This window comes from Cupriavidus sp. JZ107, from assembly GCF_053903255.1.
This window is the reverse complement of the sequence record NZ_CP096481.1, coordinates 1102463-1126730: the sequence shown is the minus strand read 5'-3', so window position 1 is coordinate 1126730 and position 24268 is coordinate 1102463. Positions and strand designations below refer to the sequence as shown.

The following is a 24268-nucleotide window of genomic DNA, read 5'->3' as shown; positions in this document are numbered from 1 at the left end:
GCTGGTTGGTTGCGGTATTTCGCTGGTGCTGTTTCGCCGTAAATAGATTGCTGGAACGGCTGCAGAACAGCCTCGGAACAGCCCAATCGCCGCGCCGCTCGCGCCCGACACACCGATGCCGCCTTCGGGCGGAAGGCCGCGCCTGCAACGCCGGTTAGCCGAAATTTGTTGTCTCACATGTTCGATCAACGTTTCCTCAAGATCACGCTTGCCGTTCTGCTTTTCCACGCCGGCCTGCTGTATCTGATTCAGAGTGGCCTCGCGCGCAAGATGACCGAAGCGGTGATCGCGCCCGAAATCATCGCCCGTATCATTCCGCTGGAACCGCCACAGCAGCCGGCACCGGAGCCGCCCAAGCCGCAACCGAAGCCGGAGACGCCGCCCAAGCAGGTCAAGGTCACCAAGCCGACGCCGCAGCCCAGGCCGCAACCGAAGCCCGAACCGCGGATCGAGCCGACGCCCGCGCTGCCGCCGACGCCGACCGCGGTCGAAGCGCCGCCCGCACCGCCGGCCCCGCCCGCTCCTCCGCCGCCGCCCGAGCCGGCACCGGTCGCCACCGGTCCGCGCGCCGTCGGCATCGGCGAGATCCAGTGCACGCCGCCGCAGCCGACCTACCCGTCGCAGTCGCGGCGGATGGGCGAGACCGGCAAGACCGTGGTGCGACTGACCACCGACGATACCGGCAAGGTCGTCAAGACCGCGGTGGTCAGCTCCAGCGGTTCGTCGCGACTGGACCAGGCGGCAATCGACGCGGTCCAGCGGATGCGCTGCAAGCCTTATGTCGAAAACGGCCGTGCGATCGCGGTCACCGCGCAGCAGCCGATCGCTTTCGAGCTGAACTGATTTGAACTGAACCCTCCATACGATTTACGACTTACCAGGAACCATCATGCAGGACCTCGGACTCAGCCATCTGTGGGCGCAAGGCGATTTCGTCATGCGTGCGACCGCCATCATTCTGCTCGTCATGTCGCTGGCGTCATGGATCGTGATTCTCACCAAGGCGTGGGATCTGGTCCGCCTGAAGAAAATGGCGCAGGGCGCGGAAAAGCGCTTCTGGCATTCGGACGATTTCGACCACGCGCTCGAAACGCTCGGCAGCAGCGAATCGAATCCGTTCCGCACGCTGGCGCTGACCGGCAAGGAAGCGGCCCAGCACCATCGCGCCAGCCAGCCGCAGTTGCATGACGTGATGGATATTTCCGACTGGCTGACCCGTTCGCTCAAGAGCGCGATCGACGACGCCGTGTCGCGCATGCAGTCGGGCCTGGCGATCCTGGCCTCGGTGGGCTCCACCGCGCCGTTCGTCGGCCTGTTCGGCACCGTCTGGGGCATCTACCACGCGCTGATCGGCATCGGCGCCTCCGGCGTGCCGACCATCGACAAGGTCGCCGGCCCGGTCGGCGAGGCGCTGATCATGACGGCCTTCGGCCTGGCGGTGGCGATCCCCGCGGTGCTCGGCTACAACGCGCTGACGCGCGGCAACAAGGCCGTGATCTCGAAGCTGAACCGCTTCGCCCACGATCTGCACGCCTACTTCGTCACCGGCGCCCGCGTGCGCCCGACCGGCGCGCGCACTGCCGACGACAACGCGGTGCGTCTCGCGGTCAAGAACTGAACTGACGCGGACCGCCCTCCGCTCGAAAGGAAGTCATCATGGCATTCGGTACCCTCGACGATGACGATGACGCAGTGATGAGCGAGATCAACATGACGCCGCTGGTCGACGTCATGCTCGTGCTGCTGATCATCTTCATCATCACCATCCCGGTGATCAATCACGCGGTCAAGATCGACCTGCCGCGTGCGACCAATCAGCCCAACGATCCCAAGCCGCAGAACATCAACCTGTCGATCGACGCGGCCGGCAAGGTGTTCTGGAACCAGCAGGAGATCGACGACGCGACGCTGCAGAACAATATCGCGCAGGCGGCGCAGCAGCAGCCGCAGCCCGAGCTGCATCTGCGCGCGGACCGCGACGTGCGTTACGAGCGTGTGGCCGAAGTGATGGCCGCCGCCCAGCACGGCGGTCTCGGCAAGATCGGCTTCATCACGGAGCCGAAGCAATAAGACCCCCAGCGGCGCGCAGTGCCGCGCCGCTTTCCCCAAGCCCCACCCGTGCGGTGGGGCTTTTTCTTTTGTGTTTCGAATGAAACCAAATGCGTTTTTTGGCAGTGTTGCATGGTGCGGCCCGATATCATGCACAGAGTCGTTGTAATGATAACGATTCTCATTTAATATCAACACAACGACGGCAGCCACCGATCCTGGTGCCGCGAAACCGACCATCCCCGAACAGGAGCCCCATCGATGAGCACCCTAGCCTTGCCGCTGACGCAACCGCGCGAAGTCACCCGCCGCCGCCTGTCGCTGCGCCGCGTGGTGGTGAACCAGAATCCGGCGCCGAATGCGCGCCGCGAGGCCGCGGCGCCGTCGGCGATGGCGACGGTCAAGTCGGCGGTGGCCCGCCTCGAAGCGCTGGTGCGCGACAATCGCGGCGCCACTGCGGCCGCTCATGCGGCGGCTCATGCGGCCCCGGCACCGGCGGCCGAGGCAGTGCCGCTCGAAGCGCTGATGCGCGGCGCGACCACGCTGCCGATCCTGCATAACGGCGAGGTCTACACGCTGCGCAAGACGCGCTACGGGAAGCTGATTCTGACGAAGTAAGCCGCCCGCCGGGGCATGCCGCATGGGTCGGCATCCCGGCTTCGGGCTACCCGCTCCAGGACGGAGCGAGCCCGGCCGCCGCAACCGCCGGCGGCCGTTGAAGGACGATCAGGCGCAGGCCGCCCGATCAGAGGCCAAGCGCGGCGATGCCGGCACGGCCGATCTGCGCATCCTCGCTGGACTTGACGCCCGACACGCCGACCGCGCCGACCACCTGGTCGCCGGCGATGATGGGCACGCCGCCTTCCAGCATACCTTGCAGCACCGGCGCGGTCATGAACGAGTTGCGGCCGTTGTTGATCATGTCTTCGTAGATCTTCGATTCGCGGCGGCCCAGCGACGAGGTGCGGGCCTTCTCGGTCGCGATATAGGCGGAGATCGGCGCTGCGCCGTCGAGCCGCTGCAGGGCCAGCAGGTGGCCGCCGTCATCGACGATGGCGATCGACACGGCCCAGTGATGGGCCTTGGCCTCGGCTTCGGCTGCGGCCATCACCTTCTTCACGTCTTCCGCAGTCAGCACGGACTTTTGCTGCATACCACTCTCCTGAATCGATAAACAATGAGCCGGCAGTATAGCGCCGGCACCACTTCGGTGACCATGACGCGCGGCGCCTTTGTCGGGCAAAACAGCCATGCCAAAAACGCAAAGGGCCCCGCAGGGCCCTTGTGATTCGGTTCGGATTCCGATCGCCGATTCGGCGATCTAGTGGCCGTGATGGCGATGTCCGTGGCCACCATGCCAGTGGCCATGCCGGCCGCCATGATAGTGCCGGCCAGGATGGCCGTAATAGCGCGGCGGGCCATAGTAGTGCGCGGGCGGCGGGCCATAGTAGCGCGGCGGCGGGCCGTAGTAGCCGTAACCCGGCCGCACCACCACCGGCGGCGGACCGTAATAGACCGGTGCGGGCGCAACTACCACGGGCGGCGGGGGATAGTAGGCAGGACCGCCGACCACGACGCCCGGCACGCCGATCACCACGCCGACGTCGACACGGGCCATCGCGGCGCCCGAGGCCATCGCAGCCAGCACGCCAAGCCCTGCGAGCAACCAACGTTTCATGATCTTGCTCCTCGCAAGGTTGATCTTGATACCCGTATTCTAGGCCTACGCCGGATCACAGGTGCAACGGCGAGTTCTACATTGTTACCGCCAGTAACATCCTTGTCGGCAAGGGTACGGGAGCGATCATGCGGCGCTTGCGTCCCGGGCGGCGACCGCCCACAATACCGGGCTTGCCGTGCGGCCGTGGAGAAATTGGTAGACTCAGCAGACTTAAAATCTGCCGCCCTTCCGGGCTTACGGGTTCGAGTCCCGTCGGCCGCACCACCCACGCCGCCAGCCCGCCCTCCTTCCGTTCTCTCCATCCTCCTCAGAGAAGCACCGCGCACAGCAGCGCGCCCGCGCCGACCAGGAATACAAACAGTAGCGCCGCCAGCAGCATCGGCTTGCGGCCCGCGCGCAGCAGGTCGCCGATCCGGGTATGCAGGCCGATCGCCAGCATCGCGCAGGCCAGCAGCCAGTTGTCGAAGGCAACCAGGCCCGGCTTCCATTCGCTCGGCACCAGACCGAAGGAGTTGATCGCCAGCACGGAGACGAAGCCCAGCGCGAACCAGGGCACCGCCGCGCGGATCCGGGCCCAATCGACGCCGCGGGGGCCTGCATCCGTGCCATGCGCGCGGTCCTCGGCACGCGGCCACAGCGCCAGCACCAGCAGCAGCGGGCCGAGCGCCAGCACACGAACCATCTTGGCCAGCACGGCGGCATCGCCGGCCGTCTCGCCTACCGCCTTGCCGGCGACGATCACCTGCGCGACCTCGTGCAGCGTCGCGCCGGTATAGATGCCGAAGGCGCGCTCGCCGACCGGCCAGTGCCACACGTTGGTCACCAGTTCGTACAGATAGGGATACAACAGCATGCCGACGGTGCCGAACAGCACCACGGTCGCCACCGCGACCGCAGTCTGCCGGTCGTCGGTACGCGCGATCGAGGCCACCGCAATCGCGGCCGCCGCGCCGCAGACCGCGCTGCCGGCGCTGACCACCACGGCTTCCCGGCGTGTCAGCCCCAGCCAGCGGGTGCCGACCCAGACGCCGACGCACAGCGTCGCGGCCAGCATCAGCAACGGGGCCACCACCCCGCCCACGCCGAGCGCCTCGATCGAGCCGAAGGTCAGCCGCAGGCCGTACAGCGCCACGCCCAGGCGCAGCAGCGTCTGCCGGGCCAGCTGCATGCCGGGCGCCAGCGGCGCCAGCCAGTGCCGCGGCAAGGTATTGCAGGCGACCATGCCGGCGCACATCGCCAGCATCAGCGGGCTGACACCCAGTTGCGACAGCGCCGGCAGCCCGGACAGTACCAGCGCGAGCCACGCGATCGCGCCCAGCGGCGCAAGCGTCAGCAGTCGGTAACGCAAGGGAATGGCGGTGGCGGGGGCGGCGGCAGGAATCGAGGTGGTCGGCATGGCGCAGGGACGACACGGTCGTGTAGGAATGACGCCAGCGTAACTACCGCCTCTTCATCTGTAAAACAGGTAATATCGTTATTTCTTACCTGGTTTATAGATATGCAACATCGCCCCTTGCGGCTGACGCTGCGTCAGCTCGCCGTCTTCGTCGCCGTAGTGCAGCACGGCAGCACGACCGCCGCCGCCGAGGCCGTGGCGATGTCGCAGTCCGCGGTCAGCGCCGCGCTGGCCGACCTGGAACGCGCACTGGACCGGCGCCTGTTCGACCGCGTCGCCAAGCGGTTGACCATCAACGAGACCGGCCGCCAGTTCTTCCCGCGCGCGCTGTCGCTGCTGGACCAGGCGCACGAACTGGAACGCTTCGCCGCCGACGCCGGCGTGCAGTTGCGGATTGCCGCCAGCAACACCATCGGCAGTTATCTGCTGCCTGCGCTGCTGACCGGCTTCCGTCAGGCCCAGCAACAGCCCTGCGCGCTGGACCTGCGCATCGGCAACACCCACGACGTGCTGCAGGACCTGTTGCGGCTGGACGCCGATATCGGCCTGATCGAAGGGACCTGCCACGAGCCCGAGCTGAGCAGCGTGCACTGGTGCGACGACGAGATGGTGGTGGTCGTGGGCGCCGGCCATCCGCTGGCACGGGCCGATGGCGATCTGGACGCGTTGCGGGAGGCGGACTGGCTGGTACGGGAGCGCGGCTCGGGGACGCGCGAGATTGTCGAGCAGCGGCTCGCCCCGCTCCTCGGACCGCTGCGCTTCGCGCTCGAACTCGGCAACGCCGAAGCGATCAAGCGGGCGGTGATGAGCGGCTTTGGCGTCAGCTGCCTGTCGCTGCATGTGGTGCGCGACGAGCTCGAACGCGGCGCACTGGTGGCGCTGCGCCGTGGCCTGCCGCGGCTGGTGCGGCCCTGGCACCTGGTCGTCCACCAGGACAAGTATCCGACCCAAGGCCTGCTGGCCTTTACCGAATACCTGCGCCAGACCGCGCCGCAGCTGGAACTGGAAGAACTGGAAGAACTGGAACAGCGGGAAGGATGAGAGCGCAATCCGGGGCCGCGGCCCCGGATTGGACGGTCAGGCCGCCTGCGCCTCGCCGGCCTCGCTCTGGCGCGCCACGTAGCGGTCCAGCCAGCGGAACAGCAGCGGATTGAGCACGATGGACAGCAAGGCGCCGGCGAGGATCAGGCTCTGCGCGCGCTCCGGCAGGATCTGCAGGAACACGCCGAGGCTCGCCAGAATGAACGAGAACTCGCCGATCTGCGCCAGGCTCGCGGCAATCGTCATGCCGGTCCGGTTCGAATAGCCGAACATCCGCACGATGCCGAGCGCCGCCAGCGACTTGCCGACGACGATGATCGATACGGTCGCCAGCACGCCCCACGGGTCGCGCACCAGCACCATCGGGTCGAACAGCATGCCGACCGAAACGAAGAACAGCACCGCGAAGGCATCCCGCAGCGGCAGCGACTCCTCGGCGGCGCGATGGCTGAATTCGGATTCGGCCAGCACCATGCCGGCGAAGAAAGCGCCCAGCGCGAACGAGACGCCGAACAACGAATAGGCGCCGAAGGCCACGCCCAGCGCGGTCGCCAGCACGCCGAGGCGGAACAGCTCGCGGCTGCCGGTCCAGACGATGCGCTCGAGCATCCATGGAATGAAGCGGCGGCCGATCACCAGCATCACCGCGACGAAGGCCGCGACCTTGCCGAGCGTCAGCGACACCGTCAGCAGGATGTCGGTGACGCTGGCCTCGGGGGCTTCACCGCCGCCGCCGGCCGGCACCAGCAGGCCCGACAGCGCCGGCAGCAACACCAGCGCCAGCACCATCGCCAGATCCTCGACCACCAGCCAGCCGACCGCGATGCGGCCCTGCTCGCTGTCGACCAGGTCGCGATCCTGCAAGGCCTTCAGCAGCACCACGGTACTGGCAACCGACAGCGCCAGCCCGTAGACCAAGCCCTGCCCCCAGCTCCAGCCGAAGCCCCACGCGACGCCCATGCCGAGCAGCGTCGCGATGCCGATCTGCGCCACCGCGCCGGGGATCGCGATCTTGCGCACCGCCATCAGGTCGCGGATCGAGAAATGCAGGCCCACGCCGAACATCAGCAGGATCACGCCCAGCTCGGCCAGTTCCGGCGCCAGCGCCTGGTCGGCGGTGTAGCCCGGCGTATGCGGCCCGACCACCACGCCCGCGCACAGGTAGCCGATCAACGGCGGCAACCGCAATCGCCCCGCCAACGCACCGAGGACAAAGGCCAGGACAATGCCGCCGACGATGGTGCTGATGAGCGGAGTAGCGTGATGCATGCGTGGTGGTTTCCTTCTGATGGCCGACGTAGCGCCGGGAAGTCGAACGGCGATCCGGTCCCGATCCGACGCGGACACGCCGCCATCGACGGAGCCTGATGCCGGCGCCGCCCGGGCGGACAATCTGCGGAAATGAAACCGAATGGGAATCGTCGCCACCGGCAGCGGCGCCCGGGGCGCGAGGCCCAGGCACGTTGCCGGCATGGTCCAGCATCGGCGACGACTAGTGCGATAGACGTAATGTATCACGCGCGCCACGCGTTAAAGCCGCGAAAAGGCGCAAGAAATACATGGTGCAGGAAAGAACCGGAGGCTGGAACCGCGAACCGGTGACGACAGCAGGGAGGAATTCGATGGAGGCGGGGGTCGGAATCGAACCGGCGTACACGGCTTTGCAGGCCGCTGCATAACCACTCTGCCACCCCGCCGGGTGACCTGGATGCTGGATTGTAGCCGCTGTGGCTTCCGGGTGCCGGAGACCGATGCGGCAGCATCGCAAACTAAAAAGGGAAGCGCTGCTTCCCTTTCGGACTGGAGCGGGAGACGAGTCTCGAACTCGCGACCTCAACCTTGGCAAGGTTGCGCTCTACCAACTGAGCTACTCCCGCATGACACCTGCTGCGGCGAACCCGGAACATGCTTCCGGATCGACCAGAAAATTCTGGAGCGGGAGACGAGTCTCGAACTCGCGACCTCAACCTTGGCAAGGTTGCGCTCTACCAACTGAGCTACTCCCGCAGTGTCCTGCGTACTGCACATGCAGCAAAACGGCGCTAAATCACTGCATATAGACCGCTTCTTGCTGCATCTCGCTTCGTTCGTTTTGTTTCGTCAGAAGCGAGAACGAAATTATGCAAACATCCGACAATGAAGTCAAGCATATTTTTGCACTGATCCTCACTTTTGCGCGGCGGCCCGGGCGGCGGCCGCGCTCCGCTCGCGGATCTGGGGCCACGCCAGCTTCATGTAATAGAACATCGACCACAGGGTCAGCACCGCGGCGACATAGATCAGCCAGCCGCCCAGCATGCCGGCGTCGATGCCCAACAGCGGCGCGTCGAACAGCAGCAGCGGGATCGCGACCATCTGGAACGTGGTCTTGAGCTTGCCCAGGAAGTTGACGGCAACGCTCTTTGACGCGCCGATCTGCGCCATCCATTCGCGCAGCGCCGAAATGGTGATCTCGCGGCCGATGATCACCAGCGCGATCAGATCGCTGACGCGGTCCAGCGCCAGCAGCGACAGCAGCGCCGCCGCGACCATCAGCTTGTCCGCGACCGGATCGAGGAAGGCGCCGAACGACGACGTCTGGTTCCAGCGCCGGGCGAGGAATCCGTCGAGCCAGTCCGTCGCCGCCGCCACGATGAAGAACACCGCCGCCGTCAGGTTCTTCGCCGGCATCGACAGCCAGGCGTCGGGCAGATAGAAGACGCCGACCACGAGCGGGATCATGGCAACGCGCAGCCAGGTCAGCAGGATCGGAATATTCATCGGCATAGGCGGAATCGGCAGGTCGAAGACGGGACAATCCCGCGATTGTCGCCGATTCCGACATCAATTGAGCATTTCCCGAAGCGAGCCCGGCCGGTTGCGTTCCGCGCCGGCGTCGGTCGCGCTGGTTGTGCCGGCCGACCCGCGCCGATCGCGGCGGGCAGCCGGCGCGCCGCCTCAATGCAACTGCCGGTAGATTTCCTCGGCCAGCGTGCGCGAAATGCCGTCGACGCTGGCGAGCTCATCGACGCTGGCGGCCATCACGCCGCGGATGCCGCCGAAGCGGGTCAGCAGCTTCTGCCGCCGGCGCGCGCCGATTCCTTCGATCTCTTCGAGCCGCGACGTGGTGCGCGTCTTCGCCCGGCGCGCGCGCATGCCGGTGATCGCAAAACGATGCGCCTCGTCGCGGATCTGCGCCACCAGCATCAGCGCCGCGCTGCCCTGCCCCAGCTCCAGTGCGGGACGTCCGTCGGCAAATACCAGCGTCTCGAGGCCGACCTTGCGGCCCTCGCCCTTGGCCACGCCGACCAGCAGCCCGATATCGAGGCCCAGTTCCTCGAACACCTGGCGCGCGACCTCGACCTGGCCCTTGCCGCCATCGATCAGCACGATATGCGGCATCGCGGCGCTGTCCTCCTGGCTGCGCTCGACCAGCTTCTGGTAGCGGCGCGTCAGCACCTGGCGCATTGCCGCATAGTCGTCGCCCGGCGTGATGCCGTCGATGTTGTAGCGGCGGTATTCGCTGTTCTGCATCGCATGGTGATGGAACACCACGCAGGACGCCTGCGTCGCCTCGCCGCCGGTATGGCTGATGTCGAAGCATTCGACCCGCAGCGCGCCCAGATCGTCGAGCTCGATGCCGATGGTGTCGGCCAGCGCCCGTGTGCGCGCCTCCTGGCTGCCCTGCTCGGCCAGGCGCCGCGCCAGCGCCAGCGCCGCGCCCTGCTGCGCCATGTCGAGCCAGGCGCGCCGCTGGCCCTGCGGCTGGCGCACCAGCGTGATGCGGCGGCCCGCCTGCATCGTCAGCGCCTCCATCAGCGCGCCGTCGGCCGGCGCGTGGCTGACCACCAGGATCGGCGGCACCGGCTGATCCAGATAGTGCTGCGCCATGAAGGCGGCCAGCACGTTGGCGGCGACGCGTTCGGCCATCGCGGCGCCCGACTCGGCAACTTCGGCCCCTTGCGCGGCCTGGGCCGCCTCAGCGGTTTCGCCGCCCACGGGCGTGGCGACGATCTCCTCGGCCTCGTCGTCGACGATCATCGCCGCCTCGTCGACATGCGCGGGAAAATACGCCTTGTCGCCGAGGTGGCGGCCGCCGCGGACCATTGCCAGGTTGACGCAGGCGCGTCCGCCCTGCACCGCCACGGCCAGGATATCGATATCGCTGCTCTGCCCGACTTCCTCGACGGCCTGGCGCTTGAGCACCGTCGACAGCGCCCCGATCTGGTCGCGCACCGCCGCGGCCTGTTCGAACTCGAGCCGCTCGGCGTGCTGCTCCATCTTCTGCTGCAGTCCCTCGAGCACCTCCTTCTGCCGGCCCTGCAGGAAGCGCGCGGCATTGCCCACGTCGCGCGCGTAGTCCTCCTCGCTGATCGCGCCGACGCACGGCGCCGTGCAGCGGTGGATCTGGTGCAGCAGGCACGGCCGCGTGCGGTTGTTGAAGACGGTGTCCTCGCAGGTCCGCAGCTGGAACACCTTCTGCAGGATCTGCATGCTCTCGCGCACCGCATGCGCGCTCGGGAACGGGCCGAAGTACTGGTGGCGCTTGTCGGTCGCGCCGCGGTAGTACGCCATGCGCGGATAGCGATGCGCCGACAGCTTCAGCAGCGGATACGACTTGTCGTCGCGGAACAGGATGTTGTAGCGCGGCGTCAGCGCCTTGATCAGGTTGTTCTCGAGCAGCAGCGCCTCGGCCTCGCTGCGGACCACCGTGGTGTCGATGCGGGCGATGCGCGACACCATCATCGCGATGCGCGGCGACAGCTGGGTCTTGTTGAAATAGCTCGAGACGCGCTTCTTCAGGTCGCGCGCCTTGCCGACATAGAGCACGCCGCCGGCCGCGTCGTAATAGCGGTAGACACCGGGAAGGCCCGGCAGCGCGGCGATCACCGGGCGGGGATCGAAGCTGGTTTCCAGCTCCGGCTCCGGTCGCGGCTGCGGCTCCTGCGACGGCGCGCCGGCCTGGGCAGGCACAGCCAAAACGTCGGTGGACGCTGCACCGGCTTCGGGCAGCGCCGGCTGGGGCGTGTCGATGCGCGGCTCCGCCTCGGCGGGCGTGCCAGTGGGTTGCGGATCCGGACGTGACATCGGGGAAGGCGGCAGGGACATGCGATCGGCCGCCGCGAACAGCGAACGCCTGACGCGCGGAGGCGCGAAGGCTCGCGGGGCTCTAAAATCGCAAGTTTAGAGCAATTCCGGCCATGACCATCCGCTCCTGGGACATCTTCTGCACCGTGATCGACAACTTCGGCGACATCGGTGTCTGCTGGCGGCTCGCGCGTCAGCTGGCCCAGGAGCATGGCCACGCGGTACGGCTGTGGGTCGACGATCTGGCGAGCTTTGCCCGCCTGGCGCCGGCGCTCGATCCCGCCGCCGGCCGGCAGCGGCTGGCCGGCGTCGAGGTGCGCCGCTGGACCGCGGGCAGCGACGCCGGCCTCGGTGAGCCGGGGGAAGAGATCGTGCCGCACGAGGCGGTGGTCGAGGCCTTCGCCTGCGAGCTGCCTGCGTCTTTCGTCGCTCGCATGGCGCAGGCCACGCGCAAGCCGGTATGGATCAATCTCGAATACCTGAGCGCCGAGCCCTGGGTGCGCGAGCATCACGGCATGGCCTCGCCCCATCCGCGCCTGCCGCTGGTCAAATACTTCTTCTTCCCCGGCTTCGAGCCGGGCACCGGCGGCGTGCTGCGCGAATCGCTGCTGGGCATGCAGCGGCGCGGCTTCATCGACTCGCCGGCGGCGCAGGCGCGACTGTGGCACCGGCTGGGCGTCACGCCGATCGACGGCGCGCGCCGGGTCAGCCTGTTCGCCTATCCGAATCCCGCGCTGCCGGCCCTGCTGGCCCACTGGCGCGACGGCGACGAGCCGGTGCAGTGCCTGCTGCCGTCCGGCCCGGCGGCGCAGCAGGCCTTCGCCTGGGCCGGCACGGACGCCTCCGCGGCAGCGTCGCCGGCAGCGGTATGCACGCTGGGCCGGCTGCATCTGCAGCAGGTGCCCTTCCTGCCGCAGGAACAGTTCGACGAACTGCTGTGGGCCTGCGATATCAATTTCGTGCGCGGCGAGGACTCGTTCGTCCGCGCCCAATGGGCCGCGCGTCCCTTCGTCTGGCACATCTACCCGCAGGCCGACGACGCCCACCGCGTCAAGCTGGACGCCTTCCTGGCGCGCTACCGGCAGCAGATCGGCGAGCCGGCCGACGCCGAGGCGCTCACGCGCTTCTGGCATGTGTGGAACGGCGCCGCCCCGCCCATGGACGTCGCGGCCGCGTGGGATGGCCTGCGCGCCGCGCTGCCCGGACTGGCGCGCACCGCCCAGCGCTGGCAGCACAGCCTGGCCGCGCTGGGCGACCTTGCAGCGAACCTCGTAGCGTTTTGCGAAAGTCGGGTAAAATAGCGGGTTGATTTGATGGCGACCGGGCTGGACATCCTGGGTTGCCCGCACGGCGCCTTCGGGCGTTCGATCCTGCGGGCCCCGCGCGGAACTGAGCACGGATCGCGAACGCGCCGCCCCGGCGCGCTCTCGCCACGCCGAACTCCCAGACATTCTTAATTCAGGAAGATTAGTTCAGATGAAAACCGCACAGGAACTCCGCGTCGGTAACGTGTTCATGATCGGTGCCGATCCGATGGTCGTGCAGAAGGCCGAGTACAACAAGTCGGGCCGCAACGCCGCGGTCGTCAAGATGAAGTACAAGAACCTGCTGACCGACGCACCGGGCGAGGCCGTGTTCAAGGCCGACGACAAGTTCGAAGTGGTCGTGCTGGATCGCAAGGAATGCACCTACTCGTACTTCGCCGACCCGATGTACGTGTTCATGGACGCCGACTACAACCAGTACGAAGTCGAAAGCGACAACATGGGCGACGCCCTGCACTACCTCGAAGACGGCATGAACGTCGAAGTGGTGTTCTACAACGACAAGGCCATCTCGGTCGAAATGCCGACCACGCTGGTGCGCGAGATCGTCTACACCGAGCCGGCCGTCAAGGGCGATACCTCGTCGGGCAAGGTGCTGAAGAACGCCAAGATCAATACCGGTTTCGAGCTGCAGGTGCCGCTGTTCTGCAACATCGGCGACAAGATCGAAATCGACACCCGCACCGGCGAATACCGCAGCCGCGCCAACTAAGGCGAAGGCTGCGGACGAACCTGACTGTCGTCCCCGCGAAAGCGGGGACCCAGTGACTGGTAAAAGGACGCTGGATTCCCGCATTCGGGGAACGGCGTAAAAAAGGCAGCCAGACCGGCTGCTTTTTTTCATTGCCAAGAGCGCTGCGGCTTAGCCGATCAGCGCCTCGTCGCGCAGCTGCCGCAGCGCGCTGCGATAGCCCGCGTCCTGCTCGAGCTTGTTCCAGTCCATCGCCTTGCCGCGCGCGAACAGCCGGCGCACGCGCCGCTGCGAGGCCTTGTCGATCGACACGTCGAGCTCGGCCAGCAGCTGGTCCGCGCGCTCGGGATGATTGCAGATCAGTACCATGTCGCAGCCCGCATCCAGCGCGGCGCGCGCGCCCTGCGTGACCGTGCCCGCGACGCTGGCGCCTTCCATGCTGAGATCGTCGCTGAAGATCACGCCCTCGAAGCCGAGCTGGCCGCGCAGGATGTCCTGCAGCCAGTAGCGCGAGAAGCCGGCGGGGTTGGGATCGACCTTCGGGTAAATCACGTGGGCCGGCATCACCGAGGCCAGCGTCATGCCCATCCACTGGTACGGCCGGACGTCCTGGTCGAGGATCTCTTCCAGCGTGCGTTCGTCGACCGGCACCGCGACGTGCGAGTCGGCCTCGACGTGGCCGTGCCCCGGGAAATGCTTGCCGCAGTTGGCCATGCCGGCCAGCAGCAGGCCATGGGTCAGATGGTTGGCGAGCATCGCGACCACGCGCGGATCGGCGTGGAACGCGCGATCGCCGATCACGCCGCTGCGGCCATAGTCGAGGTCGAGCACCGGCGTGAACGACAGGTCGATATCGCAGGCGCGCAGCTCGGCCGCCAGCACATAGCCGCAGGCCACCGCGGCGCGGGTCGCGGCCAGCACGTCGCGATCCCACAGCTCGCCCAGCTTCGCCATCGCCGGCAGATGGGTGAAGCCGTCGGTCTTGCAGCGCTGCACGCGGCCGCCTTCATGGTCGATGCAGATCAGCACGTCGTCGCGCAGCGCGCGAATCTCGCGCGTCAGCGACACCAGCTGCGCGCGCGACTCGAAGTTGCGCGCGAACAGGATCACGCCGCCGGTCAGCGGATGCGAGATGCGGCGCGCATCGTCGGCGTCCAGTTGCTTGCCCTTGACATCGAGCACGACCGGGCCCGGTCGCTTGCCTGCGTTCTTCTTGGTCATCGGTGAAGGGAGAAAGAGTTATCCGTGTTATCTGGGTAAGGCCACGCCCGATGCGTCGGCCGGCCCGGTCCGTTCCGCGATCGCAAAGGCGACCGCGTAGTCGTGTTCGTCGCTGACGCTGACGCGCACGGTCAGCCCGCGTTCGCTCAGCCATTGCGCCAGTTCGCCGTGGCAATGCGCATAGGGCTCGCCCGACGGCAGGTTCAGCAGTTCCATCGCGCGCCACGTCATCGGCCAGTGCATGCCCAGGCCGATCGCCTTGGAGAAGGCCTCCTTGGCGGCGAAGCGCGTCGCCAGGAAAGCCAGCCCGCGCTTCTCGACGCGGGCGCGGCGGCGATGATAGACCGCCAGCTCCTGCGGCCCCAGCACCTTCTCGGCGAAGCGCCCGCCGGTGCGGGCCATCACGCCGCGCACGCGCTCGATCTGGATGATGTCGGTGCCGACGCCGTAGATCACGCCGGAGCCTTCGGCGCGGGATAACGCGTGCCGAGCCGGGCGGCGACCATGATCGCCTTCATCTCGCGCACCGCGTTCTGCCAGCCGGCGAATACCGCGTGGGCGACGATGGCGTGGCCGATATTGAGTTCGGTGATGCCCGGCAGCGCGGCGATCGGCTGCACATTGGTGTAGTGCAGGCCGTGGCCGGCGTTGACGACCAGGCCGTGCTTCAGGCCGGTCTCGACACCGTCGGCGATCCGGCGGAATTCCAGCGCCTGCGCATCGGACGTCTCGGCGTCGGCATAGCGGCCGGTATGCAGCTCGATCACCGGCGCGCCGCTGGCCGCGGCGGCCTCGATCTGGTCGGCCTGGGCATCGATGAACAGCGACACGCGGATGCCCGCGTCGGCCAGCTGGCGGCACGCCGCCTTGACCTGCTCGAAACGGCCGGCCACGTCGAGCCCGCCTTCGGTGGTCACTTCCTCGCGGCGCTCGGGGACCAGGCAGACGTCCTGCGGCCGGATCTCGCAGGCGATGTCCAGCATCTCCTGCGTCAGTGCGCATTCCAGGTTCATCCGCGTCGTCAGCTGGGGCCGCAGCGCGCGCACGTCGGCATCGCGGATATGGCGGCGGTCCTCGCGCAGATGCAGCGTGATCAGGTCCGCGCCGGCCTCCTCGGCTTGCAGCGCCGCCTGGATCGGATCCGGATAGACGGTGCCGCGCGCGTTGCGCAGCGTCGCCACATGGTCGATGTTGACGCCGAGCGCGATGAAGCTCGAGTTCGCACCGGGATGAGCGTGGAAAATCATAGGGGGATCACAGGGCTTGCAGGTCGATCAGGATCTGCCGCGTCTTCAGCGGCACGCCTTGCAGATGATAATGCAGAAGAAAGCGCATCAGCGCGCGGCCCTGCGCGACGGTCTGCGGACGGCTGTAGTCGTCGCGGGACATGTCGAGCAGCGTCTGCCCCGACACCACGGGCCACGACGACGGATCGCTGGCATGCGCGCGCCGCACGCCGCGTTCGGGCTGGTAGACGTAGTCGAGCCCCGGCTGCACCGCCTCGCCGGTCGAGGTACAGCGATCGAAGGCGACCGCGAAGCCGGTCTCCTGCAGCAGCACGCGCTCGAACCCGCGCAGCACCAGTCCGGCCGGCTCGCCCTGCCCCAGCCGCGTCAGCGTCGCCATGTAGTGGCGGAACAGCGCCTCGTGCGCGTCCTCGCGCGGGCAGAAGCGCAGCAGCAGCTCGTTCAGATAGAAGCCAGACAGCAGCGCCTCGCCGGCGAGCGGCGGCATGCCGCCGATCCATTCGGCCTTCGTCAGCGTCTTGACCTCGCCGCGCCCGCTCCACGACAGCGAGATCGGCAGGAAATGCTGCAGCACCGCGCGCAGCGCCGAATGCGGGCGCTTGGCGCCCTTGGCGACCAGCGCCATGCGGCCGTGGTCGCGCGTAAAGACATCGACGATCAGGCTGGTTTCGCGATACGGCCAGGCATGCAGCACGAAGCCCGGCTGATTGACGACGCGCAGCTCGGTGCGCGCCGGCACGATCCGCATCGCGCGATCCATCATCGCGCGCGCGCCGGCCAGCTCGGCGCCGACGCTGTCGAGCACTTCGGCGGCTTCCTCTGCCACCGGGTCCGCGCGGCGCGCGGAGGCGGTCCCGCGCCGCGCAGGCGCCGGGACCGCCGGGCGGTCACTCATATCCGTAGGCACGCAGTCCGGCTTCGTTGTCGGCCCAGCCGCTCTTGACCTTGATCCACAGCTCCAGGTAGACCTTGCCGTCGAACAGCTTCTCCATGTCCAGGCGCGCCTCGGTGGAGATCTGCTTGAGCTTGGCGCCCTTGCTGCCGATCACCATCGCCTTGTGGGCATCGCGCTCGACCAGGATGGTCGCGAACACGCGCCGCAGCCGGCCTTTGGTCTCGAACTTGTCGATGATGACGGTGCTGGTGTACGGCAGCTCGTCGCCGGTCCAGCGGAACACCTTCTCGCGGATGATCTCCGAGGCGAGGAAGCGCTCGCTGCGGTCGGTCATCGCATCGGCGTCGTACATCGGCTCGCCTTCCGGCAGATAGGGCCGGATGATGCCGAGCAGCCGTTCGATATGGTCCCGCGTCTTGGCCGACATCGGCACCACCTCGCGGAACGGAAACTGCTGCCCCATCTTCTCGAGGAAGGGGAACATGATTTCCGAGCGCCGCTCGCCCGGCAGCCGGTCGATCTTGTTGACCACCAGCAGCACCGGCGTATTGCGCGGCAGCAGCGTCAGCACCTTCTCGTCGTCGGGCCCGTACTGGCCGGCCTCGACCACGAACAGCACCAGGTCGACCGACGACAGCGTCGAGGTCACGGCGCGATTGAGCGAGCGGTTCAGCGCGCTGGCATGCCGGGTCTGGAAGCCCGGCGTGTCGACGAACACGTATTGGGTGTCGTCGGTGGTCTGGATGCCGACCAGCCGGTGGCGCGTGGTCTGCGCCTTGCGGGAGGTAATGCTGATCTTCTGGCCGACCAGCGCATTGACGAGGGTCGACTTGCCGACGTTGGGCCGTCCGACGATGGCCACGGTGCCGCAGCGGAATGCCGCGGGCGGATTTGCCGCGGCGGAGTCGGTGGACTCCGGCTGCGGGCGGTTCGATTCGGTCATTCCTTCAACCTGAGAGACAACTGCGGATCCGGGGGAACGGGCTGCTTGCGGGTCTTGCCGGTGCGTTCGGCGCGGCTGCGCTTGAGCAGCTGGGGCACCAGCCGCTGCACCTCTTCCAGCGCCAGCTTGGCGGCCGCCTGTTCGGCGGCGCGGCGCGAGGCCCCGGTGCCGAATACCTGCACCTCCAGTTTAGGCACGATGCATTCGACTTCAAACTGCTGGTTATGGGCGGCGCCGTGGGTCGCGATCACGTTGTACTGGGGCAGCGCGATCTTGTGGCCCTGCAGGTATTCCTGCAGCAGCGTCTTGGCGTCCTTGCCGAGCGTGCGGGGATCGACCTGTTCGAGGATCGGGATATAGAGCTTGCGGATCAGGCTGCGGGCGGCCTCGAAACCGGCGTCGAGAAAGACTGCGCCGACGATGGCTTCGAGGGCGTCCGCGAGGATCGAGGGCCGGCGGAAGCCGCCGCTTTTCAGCTCGCCCTCGCCCAGCCGCAGCGACTCGGACAGCTGCAGCATCTGCGCGATCTCGTACAGCGCCTGCTGCTTGACCAGATTGGCCCGCACGCGCGACAGATCGCCTTCGTCGAGCTTGCCGAACATGCCGTACAGCATGTCGGCGACGGCGCAGTTCAGCACCGAGTCGCCGAGAAATTCCAGCCGCTCGTTGTGCTGCGCGCTATGGCTGCGGTGCGTCAGCGCCTGCTGCAGCAATTCGGGCTTGCTGAAACGGTAGCCGAGTCGTTGCTGCAAGGCGTCGAGGTTCATGTCAGTACTGCGTTCCCGAAGAGGTAGTCGAATGGCGCGCTCCGGCCGGCGGCCGCCGTTTATTGGAACGACCCCACCCGGCCCAGGTTGCCGAGATTCATCCAGATCAGGAATGCCTTGCCGACGATGTTCTCGTCCGGCACGAAGCCCCAATAGCGCGAATCCAGGCTGTTGTCCCGGTTATCCCCCATGACGAAATAGTGACCCGAAGGCACCTTGCAGGTCACGCCCTGCTGATTGTAAGTGCAGTTTTCGCGGAAGGGAAAATCCGGGTCGGCGCCCGCCACGAAGGCCGGGCGGTCGGCGTCATTCAGGATGCCATGGGGCGCGCCGCCCGGCAGGGTCTCCTTGTAATGCCTGGAATACGACAGCCGCTCCTCGTCCAGATACTCGGGCAGCGCGTCGTATTGCGCCGGCTTGCCATTGACGGTCAGCCGCTTGTTTTCATAGGTCACCACGTCGCCCGGCACGCCGATCACGCGCTTGATGTAATCGAGCGACGGGTCCTTCGGATAGCGGAACACCATCACGTCACCGCGCTGCGGCTCGCCCAGCGACACGATCTTCTTGTTGATCACCGGCAGGCGCAGGCCGTATTCGTACTTGTTGACCAGGATGAAATCGCCGATCAGCAGCGTCGGGATCATCGAACCGGACGGGATCTTGAACGGCTCGACCACGAACGAACGCAGCACGAACACCGCCAGGATCACCGGGAAGAAGCTGGCCGAATATTCGAGCCACCAGGGCTGGCGCAGCTTTTCCTCGGCCAGCCGGCTGCGCGAGGATTCGAACTCGGTGCCGGAGCCATGCCCCGGCATCGCGGCGCGGCGCGCATCGAACTCGGCGAGGGCGGCCTGCGCCGATACGCGGCGCTGCTTCTGAAAGACCAGCTTGTCGGCCACCCAGGCAATACCGGTGATGACCACCAGCACAAAAAGGATCAGTGCAAAATTCATGACGGCTAGATCGTTGGCGAAGTCTTATTGGTGCGGACCGGAGGGCATCGGGGCTGCGCCGGCGTTGCGCCGGTTCGCCACGCTTGCCGTCCGGCGCGTCATTTCTCTTCCACCTGCAGAATGGCCAGGAACGCTTCCTGCGGAATTTCGACCGTGCCGACCTGCTTCATGCGCTTCTTGCCGGCCTTCTGCTTTTCCAGCAGTTTCTTCTTGCGCGAGATATCGCCGCCATAGCATTTGGCCAGCACGTTCTTGCGCAACGCCTTGACGTTTTCGCGCGCGATGATGTTCGAGCCGATCGCCGCCTGGATGGCGACGTCGTACATCTGGCGGGGAATGATCTCACGCATCTTGGCGGCGACCTCGCGGCCCCGGTACTGCGAATTGGAACGGTGCACGATGATCGAGAGCGCATCGACCTTGTCGCCGTTGATCAGGATATCGACCTTGACCACATCGGAAACGCGGTACTCCTTGAACTCGTAATCCATCGACGCATAGCCGCGCGACACCGATTTGAGCCGGTCGAAGAAATCGAGCACGATCTCGGCCATCGGAATCTCGTAGGTCAGCTGCACCTGCTTGCCGTGGTAGCTCATGTTGACCTGCGTGCCGCGCTTCTGCGTGCACAGCGTGATCACCGCACCCACGTAGTCTTGCGGCATGTACAGGTTGACCGTGACGATCGGTTCCAGGATCGCGTCGATCTTGCTGGGGTCGGGCATCTTGGCCGGGTTCTCGACCTGGGCCATGGTGCCGTCGCGCATCTGCACCTGGTAGACCACCGTCGGCGCGGTGGTGATCAGGTCCATGTCGAACTCGCGCTCGAGCCGCTCCTGCACGATCTCCATATGCAGCAGGCCGAGGAAGCCGCAGCGGAAGCCGAAACCCAGCGCCTGCGAGACTTCCGGCTCGAACTGCAGCGAGGCATCGTTCAGGCGCAGCTTTTCCAGCGATTCGCGCAGCGCCTCGTACTGGTTCGCCTCGACCGGATAGAGGCCGGCGAACACCTGCGGCTTGACTTCCTTGAAGCCGGGCAGCGGCGCCTCGGCCTTGCGCGCCACCGTGGTAATGGTGTCGCCGACCTTGGCGGCCTTCAGTTCCTTGATGCCGGCGATCACGAAGCCGACCTGTCCGGCCGACAGCGCCTCGCGCTGGATCGACTTGGGCGAGAAGATGCCGACCTGCTCGACCAGATGCTGCGAGCCGTTGGCCATCAGCAGCACCTTGTCCTTGGGACGCAGCGTGCCGTTGACCACGCGCACCAGCATGACCACGCCGACGTAGTTGTCGAACCACGAATCGATGATCAGCGCCTGCAGCGGCGCGTCCGGATCGCCCTTGGGCGGCGGCACCTTGGCGATCAGCGCCTCGATCACGTCCTCGACGCCCTGGCCGGTCTTGGCCGAGCACGGGGTCGCGTCGTGCGCGTCGATGCCGATCACGTCCTCGATTTCCTGGATCGCGTTGTCGGGATCGGCCTGCGGCAGATCGATCTTGTTGAGCACCGGCACCACTTCGACGCCGAGCTCGATTGCGGTATAGCAGTTGGCCACGGTCTGCGCCTCGACGCCCTGCGAGGCGTCCACCACCAGCAGCGCGCCCTCGCAGGCGGACAGCGAACGGCTGACTTCGTAGCTGAAGTCGACGTGTCCCGGGGTGTCGATCAGGTTCAGGTTGTAGACCTTGCCGTCGCGCGCCTTGTAGCTGAGCGCCGCGGTCTGGGCCTTGATCGTGATGCCCCGCTCCTTTTCGATATCCATCGAATCCAGGACCTGGGCCTCCATTTCGCGGTCGGAAAGGCCTCCGCACAGCTGGATGATGCGATCGGCCAGGGTCGATTTCCCGTGGTCGATATGGGCAATGATCGAAAAGTTACGGATATGGTCCATCGGTTGGTCAGGGGAGCGCCGCGGCAGCGCATTGGCAACGGGCGATGGCGACGTACGCGCATCCGGCCGCGGCACAGCATGTCATGGGCGGAGGGACGGGCGGCCCGCCGGGCGCGCCTGGGCCCGGCCGCAGGTTGGTGGCGCGCGCCCGACCGTTCCCACGGTCGGCGGCTTTCGCGCCAGACGGCGATTTTACCGGATTTTCAAGGGGGTCCCGCAGCTCAATCGCGCAGCGGAACGGGAAAATGCGGAGCGGCCGAAATCGGTGGGGTGATCCCGTCGTCGCCACGCAGCGGGAAACCCGGCGGCGCGCGCGATGTGCGCGCGGAAAGACGCCAGGCCCCCGCTTGCGCGGCGACGACGGTGGGACGACGCGGGGACGGCGGTCAGCGCGCTGCGCCGCCGTTCGGGCGCAGCGTCAGCACCTGGGTCGCGTCGCCGCGGCGCACGAAGATCGCCGCCATGCGGCTCTTGTCCAGGCCCCGCACCAGTTCGTTGAACTGGCGGGCGCTGGTCACATCGGTGTCGCCCAGGCGCAGGATCACGTCGCCCGGACGGATGCCGGCGCGCGCCGCGACCCCTTCGGCCGCCTGAACCTCGACGCCCGACTTGATCTTCAGCTCGCGCAACCGGGCCTCGGACAGGTCGCCGACCACGAGCCCCAGCGCATTGGGCTTGGCGCCTGCCGCGCCTTCGTCGCCCGGCGTGGTGCCGGCGCGCGGACGCGGCTTGGCATCCGGCTCGAGCTCGGCCACGGTGATCGTGACCTCGCGCGTCCCCCCCTTGCGCCACAGCTGCATCGGCACCCGCGAGCCCGGCTTGGTCTCGCCGACCAGGCGCGGCAGGTCCGACGCGCGCTCGATATCGCGGCCGTTGAACTTCAGGATGATGTCGCCCGCCTCGATGCCGGCCTTCTCGGCCGGGCCGCCAGGCTCGACGCTGCCGACCAGCGCGCCGCGCGCGCGGCCCAGGCCCAGCGAATCGGCGACCTCCTTGGTGACATCGCCGATCGCCACCGCGATCCGGCCGCGCGTGACCTTGCCGGTCGACTTCAACTGCTCGCTGACGCGCAGCGCCTCGTCGATCGGAATCGCGAACGAGATGCCCATGTAGCCGCCGCTGCGGCTGTAGATCTGCGAGTTGATGCCGATCACCTCGCCGCGCAGGTTGATCAGCGGCCCGCCCGAGTTGCCCGGGTTGACCGCCACGTCGGTCTGGATGAACGGCAGGTAGTCGCCGGTGTCGCGGCCCTTGGCCGACACGATGCCGGCGGTCACGCTATTGTCCAGGCCGAACGGCGAGCCGATCGCCAGCACCCATTCGCCGACGCGGATCTTGTTCGAATCGCCCATCTGCAGGCGCGGCAGGCCATTGGCATCGACCTTGAGCAGCGCGACGTCGGTGCGCCGGTCGGTGCCGATCAGCTTGGCCTTGAACTCGCGCTTGTCCGGCAGCGTGACGTAGATGGTCTCGGCGTCGGCGACCACGTGGGCGTTGGTCATCACGTAGCCGTCCGCGCTGATGATGAAGCCCGAGCCGACCCCGCGGCTCTGCTCCTCGCCCTGTGGCGGCTGGCCGCGGCGCGGCGTCCCCGGCGGCGTGGGCGCGCCTGGCATCGGGATGCCGAAGAAGCGCCGGAAGAACTCGGCCATCTCCTCGTCCTCGGGCGTCATGCCGCGCGAACGGACGCGCTCGGTGGTGCGGATGTTGACCACGGCGGGGCTGACGCGCTCCACCAGGTCGGTGAAGTCGGGCAGGCTGTAGTTCGAGGCGGCGGCCTGCGCATGGACCGGCGTGGCCAGCATGGGACCCGCCGCCAGCACGGCGGCCAATGCCATGGTCCTGGCCACGGCGTAATAGTTTGACGACATGGTCGACTCCCGCGAGTTCAGCGTAACAGGGTAAGCAAGCCGGGGCGTCCGGTCCAGTCGGGGCCAGCCCGGAGGGTGTCCGCGGAATATCCGGAGAATGCCCGGCGTGTGCGGGCGGGCGCGCCGGCGGCGCCCCGCCGCCCGGCTCAGCGTGGCTTGGGCGCGCGGTATTCCACCGCGGCCGCGAACTGCTTGACCGTGGCCGCCGGCACTTCGCCGACGACGGTGATCCAGAAATCGGCGACCTTGCGCACCACCACCTGGGTCGCGCCCAGCGAGGCAACGCCCTCGCGCCGCACCCGCTGATCCGATACCGGTTCGATGAAGACCGACAGCCCCGTCAGGCCATCGCTGTAGACGACCTGCAGCACCTCGAACACCTGTTCGCGGCCGCTGCCTTGCGCGCTGCGCAGATCGCCCAGCGGGCGGCGCACCTCGCGAATCTTCTGGAAACCCTTGACCGGCACCGCGATCAGCCAGCCCTCTTCGGCGATATTGGCCGGCTGGTAGTTGATCTCGTAGCGCTGCCAGCTCGCGGCGCTCTTGATCGCGCCGAGGATCTTCTGCTTTTCGGACGGCACGCCGATCTCGATCTGCGAGAACGCGACTTGCTCGAGCACCTTGCCGCCCTCGCCGATGGTCTGCGCGCGCATCAGCAGGCCCGAGTGCTTCTCGGCCCAGAGGCGGACCGCATAGCGGGCGCCGTCGTGCGGCACCAGCGAAAAAACCTCGCACTCCATCCCGGCGACGCGCTCGGGCGACAGCCTGCGCATCTCGTAGAGATCCAGCACATCGCCCTTGTTGGTGGCCAGCAATGCCGGGAAGCGGTCCTTGGCGTCCTGGCGCTCGACCACCACGAGCTTGGCCTCGGGGATCAGGCTATGGACGATGTCGTTCTGGCGCAGCACCTCGCGCGGCTTGCCGTCGAGCGTCTCGAGCCGCTCGTACTCGTTGTGCACCAGATCGCTGAAATGCTGGATGCGCGACGCATGCATGACGCTGCCGCGCTGGTAGATCAGAGTACCGACGTAGTTTTCGCGCTGCGCGGCGCGGTGGATCTTGCCAAGCCAGGCCGCGGCATCGCGGCGCGCCAGCGTGGGCTCGGGCGTTTGCGCCGTCGCCACCGCGGCCGTCAGGCACAAGGCGAGAAAAAAGGACCTCCTCAGGGCCCTTATTCCTTGTGCGCCCGCTGCATGGGCGGGCGCCCATCCTTTTTGCATGTC

23 protein-coding genes and 4 tRNA genes are annotated in these 24268 nt (G+C 67.2%); 8 read left to right on the top strand and 19 right to left on the bottom strand.

Going from position 1 to position 24268, the window contains the following annotated elements:
- Window positions 1-177 precede the first annotated feature (177 nt).
- The 4 genes from M1D55_RS14710 to M1D55_RS14695 all read left to right on the top strand — a co-directional run bounded on the left by M1D55_RS14710 (window position 178) and on the right by M1D55_RS14695 (window position 2667).
- Entirely contained in the window at window positions 178-843 is a 666-nt protein-coding gene (locus M1D55_RS14710; protein ID WP_064576004.1) for an energy transducer TonB, read from the top strand.
- A gap of 46 nt (window positions 844-889) precedes the next feature.
- The gene (locus M1D55_RS14705) at window positions 890-1618 is read left to right on the top strand and encodes a MotA/TolQ/ExbB proton channel family protein (protein WP_023263789.1); all 729 of its coding nucleotides are present in this window, start codon (window positions 890-892) and stop codon (window positions 1616-1618) included.
- Window positions 1619-1656: 38 nt separating this feature from the next.
- Window positions 1657-2070 carry an ExbD/TolR family protein gene (locus tag M1D55_RS14700; protein ID WP_006579474.1) on the top strand — a complete coding sequence of 138 codons (414 nt, stop codon included), beginning with the start codon at window positions 1657-1659 and terminating at the stop codon, window positions 2068-2070.
- Window positions 2071-2310: 240 nt separating this feature from the next.
- The gene (locus M1D55_RS14695) at window positions 2311-2667 is read left to right on the top strand and encodes a hemin uptake protein HemP (protein WP_043437977.1); all 357 of its coding nucleotides are present in this window, start codon (window positions 2311-2313) and stop codon (window positions 2665-2667) included.
- Between the two features lie 127 nt (window positions 2668-2794).
- Here the strand turns inward: M1D55_RS14695 and M1D55_RS14690 are convergent, their stop codons facing one another.
- Together M1D55_RS14690 and M1D55_RS14685 are read right to left on the bottom strand one after the other, a co-directional pair.
- Entirely contained in the window at window positions 2795-3202 is a 408-nt protein-coding gene (locus tag M1D55_RS14690; RefSeq protein WP_006578772.1) for a heme-binding protein, read from the bottom strand.
- Between the two features lie 168 nt (window positions 3203-3370).
- On the bottom strand, window positions 3371-3727 hold the full coding sequence (locus tag M1D55_RS14685) for a hypothetical protein (RefSeq protein WP_006578771.1): 357 nt from the start codon (window positions 3725-3727) through the stop codon (window positions 3371-3373).
- A gap of 180 nt (window positions 3728-3907) precedes the next feature.
- Here M1D55_RS14685 and M1D55_RS14680 point away from each other — a divergent pair.
- A tRNA-Leu gene (locus M1D55_RS14680) sits at window positions 3908-3994 on the top strand.
- Between the two features lie 43 nt (window positions 3995-4037).
- On the opposite strand, the gene M1D55_RS14675 is transcribed toward M1D55_RS14680, so the two are convergent.
- Window positions 4038-5126, bottom strand: a complete 1089-nt coding sequence (locus tag M1D55_RS14675; protein ID WP_456282465.1) for a YeiH family protein — start codon at window positions 5124-5126, stop codon at window positions 4038-4040.
- A 102-nt stretch (window positions 5127-5228) separates the two neighbouring features.
- Between M1D55_RS14675 and M1D55_RS14670 the strand changes: the two genes are divergently transcribed.
- Window positions 5229-6167 carry a LysR family transcriptional regulator gene (locus M1D55_RS14670; protein WP_456282464.1) on the top strand — a complete coding sequence of 313 codons (939 nt, stop codon included), beginning with the start codon at window positions 5229-5231 and terminating at the stop codon, window positions 6165-6167.
- A 36-nt stretch (window positions 6168-6203) separates the two neighbouring features.
- Here M1D55_RS14670 and ybaL read toward each other — a convergent pair whose 3' ends face one another.
- The 6 genes from ybaL to uvrC all read right to left on the bottom strand — a co-directional run bounded on the left by ybaL (window position 6204) and on the right by uvrC (window position 11234).
- Window positions 6204-7436, bottom strand: coding sequence for a YbaL family putative K(+) efflux transporter (gene ybaL, locus M1D55_RS14665; protein ID WP_006578768.1), 1233 nt, complete (start codon window positions 7434-7436; stop codon window positions 6204-6206).
- Window positions 7437-7790: 354 nt separating this feature from the next.
- A tRNA-Cys gene (locus tag M1D55_RS14660) sits at window positions 7791-7864 on the bottom strand.
- A gap of 104 nt (window positions 7865-7968) precedes the next feature.
- Window positions 7969-8044: transfer RNA gene (locus tag M1D55_RS14655), tRNA-Gly, on the bottom strand.
- 54 nt (window positions 8045-8098) lie between these two features.
- Window positions 8099-8174, bottom strand: a tRNA-Gly gene (locus M1D55_RS14650).
- Window positions 8175-8333: 159 nt separating this feature from the next.
- A complete protein-coding gene (gene pgsA / locus M1D55_RS14645) occupies window positions 8334-8933 on the bottom strand; it encodes a CDP-diacylglycerol--glycerol-3-phosphate 3-phosphatidyltransferase (protein ID WP_006578767.1) in 600 nt (199 codons plus the stop codon).
- Between the two features lie 171 nt (window positions 8934-9104).
- Entirely contained in the window at window positions 9105-11234 is a 2130-nt protein-coding gene (uvrC, locus tag M1D55_RS14640; RefSeq protein WP_456282463.1) for an excinuclease ABC subunit UvrC, read from the bottom strand.
- Window positions 11235-11347: 113 nt separating this feature from the next.
- Between uvrC and earP the strand changes: the two genes are divergently transcribed.
- Together earP and efp are read left to right on the top strand one after the other, a co-directional pair.
- Window positions 11348-12535, top strand: coding sequence for an elongation factor P maturation arginine rhamnosyltransferase EarP (gene earP, locus M1D55_RS14635; RefSeq protein ID WP_456282462.1), 1188 nt, complete (start codon window positions 11348-11350; stop codon window positions 12533-12535).
- Between the two features lie 175 nt (window positions 12536-12710).
- A complete protein-coding gene (efp, locus tag M1D55_RS14630) occupies window positions 12711-13271 on the top strand; it encodes an elongation factor P (protein ID WP_006578548.1) in 561 nt (186 codons plus the stop codon).
- Window positions 13272-13421: 150 nt separating this feature from the next.
- Here efp and nagZ read toward each other — a convergent pair whose 3' ends face one another.
- The 10 genes from nagZ to M1D55_RS14580 all read right to left on the bottom strand — a co-directional run bounded on the left by nagZ (window position 13422) and on the right by M1D55_RS14580 (window position 24265).
- Complete coding sequence (gene nagZ / locus M1D55_RS14625; RefSeq protein WP_064575996.1) at window positions 13422-14471, bottom strand: beta-N-acetylhexosaminidase; 1050 nt, start codon at window positions 14469-14471, stop codon at window positions 13422-13424.
- A 27-nt stretch (window positions 14472-14498) separates the two neighbouring features.
- Window positions 14499-14927 (bottom strand): holo-ACP synthase, encoded by a 429-nt coding sequence (acpS, locus tag M1D55_RS14620; protein WP_064575993.1) that lies wholly within the window; start codon window positions 14925-14927, stop codon window positions 14499-14501.
- Complete coding sequence (gene pdxJ / locus M1D55_RS14615; protein WP_456282461.1) at window positions 14924-15718, bottom strand: pyridoxine 5'-phosphate synthase; 795 nt, start codon at window positions 15716-15718, stop codon at window positions 14924-14926. The genes acpS and pdxJ overlap by 4 nt, the downstream gene beginning before the upstream one ends.
- Window positions 15719-15725: 7 nt before the next feature.
- On the bottom strand, window positions 15726-16613 hold the full coding sequence (recO, locus tag M1D55_RS14610) for a DNA repair protein RecO (protein ID WP_006578552.1): 888 nt from the start codon (window positions 16611-16613) through the stop codon (window positions 15726-15728).
- A complete protein-coding gene (gene era / locus M1D55_RS14605) occupies window positions 16606-17556 on the bottom strand; it encodes a GTPase Era (protein ID WP_456282460.1) in 951 nt (316 codons plus the stop codon). The genes recO and era overlap by 8 nt, the downstream gene beginning before the upstream one ends.
- The gene (rnc, locus tag M1D55_RS14600) at window positions 17553-18323 is read right to left on the bottom strand and encodes a ribonuclease III (protein ID WP_006578554.1); all 771 of its coding nucleotides are present in this window, start codon (window positions 18321-18323) and stop codon (window positions 17553-17555) included. Before rnc ends, era begins: the two co-directional genes overlap by 4 nt.
- 59 nt (window positions 18324-18382) lie before the next feature.
- Window positions 18383-19282, bottom strand: coding sequence for a signal peptidase I (gene lepB / locus M1D55_RS14595; RefSeq protein WP_456282459.1), 900 nt, complete (start codon window positions 19280-19282; stop codon window positions 18383-18385).
- 98 nt (window positions 19283-19380) lie between these two features.
- Complete coding sequence (gene lepA / locus M1D55_RS14590; protein WP_006578556.1) at window positions 19381-21174, bottom strand: translation elongation factor 4; 1794 nt, start codon at window positions 21172-21174, stop codon at window positions 19381-19383.
- A 386-nt stretch (window positions 21175-21560) separates the two neighbouring features.
- Entirely contained in the window at window positions 21561-23045 is a 1485-nt protein-coding gene (locus M1D55_RS14585) for a DegQ family serine endoprotease (protein ID WP_064575983.1), read from the bottom strand.
- Between the two features lie 146 nt (window positions 23046-23191).
- Complete coding sequence (locus tag M1D55_RS14580) at window positions 23192-24265, bottom strand: MucB/RseB C-terminal domain-containing protein (protein ID WP_043436864.1); 1074 nt, start codon at window positions 24263-24265, stop codon at window positions 23192-23194.
- Between the last annotated feature and the right edge of the window lie 3 nt (window positions 24266-24268).